This window comes from Proteus sp. MB838 (genome assembly GCF_054767435.1).
Genome location: NZ_BAABMO010000079.1, coordinates 1 through 4,538, shown reverse-complemented (window position 1 = coordinate 4,538; position 4,538 = coordinate 1). Strand labels below are relative to the sequence as shown.

The window sequence follows — 4,538 nt, the reverse complement described above, 5'->3', positions numbered from 1 at the left end:
CCCATGCCGAACTCAGAAGTGAAACGCCGTAGCGCCGATGGTAGTGTGGGGTCTCCCCATGTGAGAGTAGGGAACTGCCAAGCATTAAATTAAAGCCTTAGTGTAAAAAGACATTAAGTGCGTAAAGAATAAGCGGAGCGGTAGTTCAGTTGGTTAGAATACCTGCCTGTCACGCAGGGGGTCGCGGGTTCGAGTCCCGTCCGTTCCGCCAACTATTTAGGGGCGTAGTTCAATTGGTAGAGCACCGGTCTCCAAAACCGGGTGTTGGGAGTTCGAGCCTCTCCGCCCCTGCCAGTTACCAATTAAGTAATAACAAAATTTATACTACTTTGTAGCCCAGTTAATTGACTGGGCTTTTTGTTATATAAAAACCACTATATTTTTCTCCAATCCTTCCAACTCTGCCAATCCTAAATCGTATTTATAACTTTATGTATCATCCAAATGATTAATCTAACATTATTCACATAATATTTTTCTGGGTATTGAGTCTGTTATTAGTAATAACATGTGCTTCAATCATCAATTTTATTACTGATATATCAATTTGACTGAAGCACAATGCTACTGATGGTTGGAGACAGGTTGAGAAAGTAGTTGCTGAATTAACACTTGTTGATCACTAGTATTGAGCCATACAGCAAATAGCGGTTTTTGGATGATCTCTACTGCTGCTGGTGAGAGATCGGGATATAAATCGAGCCAATGAGTAGGTAAAAAAGCAACGGCATTTGTTGTTTTCATTAACTGATAAGCAATCATAGCTGAATTTGTTGTCAAAATAGGTTCTGTTTTTGGTGCAGAGCTATTTTGTGAAAGTGGTGACAAATCAGCACTCCACTCAATTTTGATAAATTGTGCGCTTTGCTGGTTCAGGTGTGATGCTCTTTTCATTAGTTGAAATGTGATATTGCCAATTACTTTACTTTCCAACTCATCCATTTTGGGTGCTTCTGTAGTAAAAAGCAGATCTAGCTCACGAGCATGAAGTTGCTTTACTAGAGATTGCCTTGTAGAGACTCTAGATTCAATTCTAAGCTCATTTCTTTCTAAGTAAGCCTCTTGTAGCCAAGAGGTTAGATAAGCGTCCCAGAGCGATGCTGTCGCACCAATTGAAAGTTCTGAGTGTTGGGAGGCGTGGCTAATTTCTTTTTTTGCCTGTAACCAGGTATTCATTAATGACTCAGCATAAGGGATAAGCCTTTCTCCAGCGAGTGTTAAGCGAATATTGTTACGATGGCGAGTAAACAAATTTGTCCCAAGTTGGGTTTCTAATTGGCGTATTCTAAAACTGACCGCAGACTGTGTTAAATAAAGAGATTCAGCGGCTCGGCCAAAGTGTCTTGTCTTACTGACTTCCAAAAAGGTTTTCAGTAATTCGGTATCCACATCTATCTCCAAAAAAATTTGTCGTTACGATTTAAATATTTTGTTTTACAGAACCGCATGACTCCCTAATACTCCGCGCCATAAGTATGACGATAGAGAATTAGGAGTGTGTCAGATGGCAGAAAGTTTTATCACGACTAATCGTTTTTTTGACAATAAACATTATCCGCGTGGTTTTTCTCGTCATGGCGATTTCACTATCAAGGAAGCCCAGATATTGGAACGTCATGGTCAAGCTTTCAATGAACTTGATTTAGGCAAACGAGAGCCTGCAACTGAAGCGGAAAAATTATTTGTTGCCATGTGTCGTGGCGAACGAGAAGCAGCTACTGTTGAAGAAAAAATTTGGAAGAAATATACCAGTCGTATAAGTCGTCCAAAACGTTTTCATACCTTATCGGGTGGAAAGCCACAGCTCGATCCATCTGATGACTATACCGATTCTGATGATTAATATCATTAGTTTTAATTTAAAAGGGGCGTATTTCGCTCCTTTTTTACTTACCCTTCTAACTGTTTTTGTAAATAGATCATCAGTCTATCCATGGCGCGAAAACTCAACGCTTCAATAAGATGATTTCGTTGTATTTTTTGCTCATTCTCAAGATCGGCAATAGTTCTCGAAACTCTTAAAATTTTATGCCATGCACGAATAGATAAGCCTAATTTATTCAATGTCTCTTCAAGAAAGATTGCATCTTCGGTATGTAATTGACAAAAATGCTCAATCTCTTTACTTGATAAATAAGTATTAAGCTTGCCACTTCGCTGGAACTGACGTTCTCTGGCTTGTAAAACTCGAGCTCGTATGATGCTACTCGATTCATTTGTATGAGTCGATTGTAGTAGTGCACCTTGAGGTAATAATGGCATTTCAACGGATAAGTCAAACCTATCTAAAAAAGGTCCCGATACTTTGCTTAAATAACGTAATACTTGTTTTACGGGCGTTCGATTATGAGTACCTTGATAGTGCCCTGTAGGACTTGGATTTAATGCACCGACAAGTAACACATTTGCGGGATAGCTAATTTTGGCTTTAGCGCGTGAAATGGTAATTTTGCGCGCATCAAGAGGCTCTCTAAGTGCATCTAACACACGTCTATCAAATTCCGGCAATTCATCTAAAAATAAAATGCCATGATGTGCAAGTGTAATTTCACCGGGTTTAGGAATAGATCCACCTCCGGTTAAAGCAACGGCAGATGCCGTATGATGAGGTGCTCTAAAAGGACGTAAAGGCCATTTACCATCATGATGTATCGTATTTGATAGGCTACTGATAATTAATACATCAAGGGCTTCTTTAGCTGTAAGTGGAGGTAAGAGAGTATTAATGCGTTGCGCCAACATTGTTTTTCCTGTACCGGGAGGGCCAAGAAATAAAATGTTGTGATTTCCTGCTGCTGTGATTTCTGCAGCTCTTTTTGCGTTATTTTGTCCAATAATATCACTAATATCTTTATTATTTTGGTTTTCAATTGTTTTGTGATTAATATTGTTTTTAGCTTCAATTAATGGGGTGTTATTTTCTAAATGATGACAAATATCCAAAAGATGGCTAGCTAATAACGCGGATTTATTAGGTAAGAGCGAAACTTCTGATTGATGTTCAATAGAAATGATAGATATTCTATTATCTTTGTTGGCGCTTAAAATTGAGGGAATAACCGCATTCACTTTTTGTAATTTACCGGAAAGTGCAAGCTCACCGATAAATTCATAACTATTTAATTTATCAGAGATTAATTGCTCTGAGGCAATTAAGATAGCTAACGCAATGGGTAAATCATAGCGGGCTCCTTCTTTAGGTAAATCAGCGGGTGAAAGATTAATCGTAATTCTTTTTGCTGGATAACTATATCCACTATTTATTAATGCGCTTCTTACCCTATCTTTCGCTTCTTTTACGACAGTTTCAGGTAAACCAACTAAAGTGAGTCCTGGTAATCCCTGGCTAATATGAGCCTCAATAGTAATAAGTGGTGCAGAGATCCCTAATGAGGCTCGCGTATATATTACTGCTAATGCCATTTTTTTATTCTCCATTATTTTCTCTCTTTTTAATTTATTTTTATTGAGGTGTTAAATAAGAAGTTAATTAAATGAGAGATATCTCGTGAATATTTAATCTATTGAAAAATATAGAAAATAAATAAAGTTAAAAAATAATTATTGGATGAGAAATTATTATTTATACGAAACTTTTTATTTTTGAATTTAATTATTTCTATTAACAGAACAAATAGTAAATTAATGGTTTTTCTTTCAGTATTAACCACTGCAATATAATTATTAAGTAGTGTTATATTCTGGTGCGTGACGGAGAGATAAAAATAGCTATATGTTTCATGTGGTTAGAATTATTTTAAAAATAATCATTGTCAACATGAAAATATCATGGTAACTCTAAAAGGACAGAGTGAAAGAGAACACAACACAGACTATTTTTTACTACAGAAAAAGAATTTTAATATTATGAATACTATCGTCCTAGTGATTAGCCTAATTATTGTCAGCGTGGTGGTGATTATTAACCCACTGTGCGGGGCTGCACTAGGACGAAGAAAGGCTAACTAAACTAGCCGGATCTCAGAAAAACCCCCGCACCGAAAGGCGCGGGGGTTTTTTTTGAGCCAAGGATTTTAAAGAGAATAAAAAAGAAAATAAATTAATATTAAACAAGAAGTTAAGACGCAGGGTGAAAGAATGAATGGAGCACAGTGGTTAGTTCAAGCATTACGAAAACAGCGAGTGGAAACGGTCTTTGGTTATCCTGGCGGTGCGATTATGCCTGTGTATGACGCACTCTATGATGGCGGTGTCGAACATGTTTTGTGTCGTCATGAACAGGGAGCCGCTATCGCTGCTATTGGATTTGCTCGTTCTACCGGTACAACTGGTGTCTGTATCGCGACATCAGGCCCAGGCGCTACTAATGTCATCACAGGTCTTGCTGATGCATTGTTAGATTCTGTGCCTGTTGTTGCTATCACAGGGCAAGTTGCTTCAAATTTAATCGGGACAGATGCTTTTCAAGAGGTGGATGTACTTGGGCTCTCTTTAGCATGCACCAAACATAGTTTTCTGGTTTCTGATGTGAATGAACTGCCAAGAGTCGTATCAGAAGCATTTTCGATCGCTAAGCA

The 4,538-nt window shown here is 37.9% G+C and carries 5 protein-coding genes, 2 tRNA genes and 1 rRNA gene; 6 read left to right on the top strand and 2 right to left on the bottom strand.

The window, feature by feature from the left end; translation table 11 throughout:
* The 3 genes from rrf to ACYUCW_RS17760 form a co-directional block, all read left to right on the top strand.
* A 5S ribosomal RNA gene (gene rrf, locus ACYUCW_RS17770) occupies positions 1–83 on the top strand; the annotation flags it as partial.
* Positions 84–134: 51 nt separating this feature from the next.
* Positions 135–211 (top strand) — tRNA-Asp (locus ACYUCW_RS17765).
* A gap of 7 nt (positions 212–218) precedes the next feature.
* Positions 219–294 (top strand) — tRNA-Trp (locus tag ACYUCW_RS17760).
* Between the two features lie 270 nt (positions 295–564).
* Here the strand turns inward: ACYUCW_RS17760 and hdfR are convergent.
* Positions 565–1,389 carry an HTH-type transcriptional regulator HdfR gene (gene hdfR, locus ACYUCW_RS17755; protein ID WP_004249680.1) on the bottom strand — a complete coding sequence of 275 codons (825 nt, stop codon included), beginning with the start codon at positions 1,387–1,389 and terminating at the stop codon, positions 565–567.
* A gap of 115 nt (positions 1,390–1,504) precedes the next feature.
* Between hdfR and ACYUCW_RS17750 the strand changes: the two genes are divergently transcribed.
* A complete protein-coding gene (locus ACYUCW_RS17750; RefSeq protein WP_004246370.1) occupies positions 1,505–1,843 on the top strand; it encodes a MaoP family protein in 339 nt (112 codons plus the stop codon).
* A 47-nt stretch (positions 1,844–1,890) separates the two neighbouring features.
* Here ACYUCW_RS17750 and ACYUCW_RS17745 read toward each other — a convergent pair whose 3' ends face one another.
* Complete coding sequence (locus ACYUCW_RS17745; RefSeq protein WP_004249679.1) at positions 1,891–3,423, bottom strand: YifB family Mg chelatase-like AAA ATPase; 1,533 nt, start codon at positions 3,421–3,423, stop codon at positions 1,891–1,893.
* 444 nt (positions 3,424–3,867) lie between these two features.
* On the opposite strand from ACYUCW_RS17745, the gene ilvL reads away from it, so the two are divergent.
* Together ilvL and ACYUCW_RS17735 are read left to right on the top strand one after the other, a co-directional pair.
* A complete protein-coding gene (ilvL, locus tag ACYUCW_RS17740; protein ID WP_017827031.1) occupies positions 3,868–3,969 on the top strand; it encodes an ilv operon leader peptide in 102 nt (33 codons plus the stop codon).
* 129 nt (positions 3,970–4,098) lie between these two features.
* On the top strand, positions 4,099–4,538 hold a 440-nt coding region (locus ACYUCW_RS17735; RefSeq protein WP_460409160.1), incomplete at its 3' end, for a thiamine pyrophosphate-binding protein.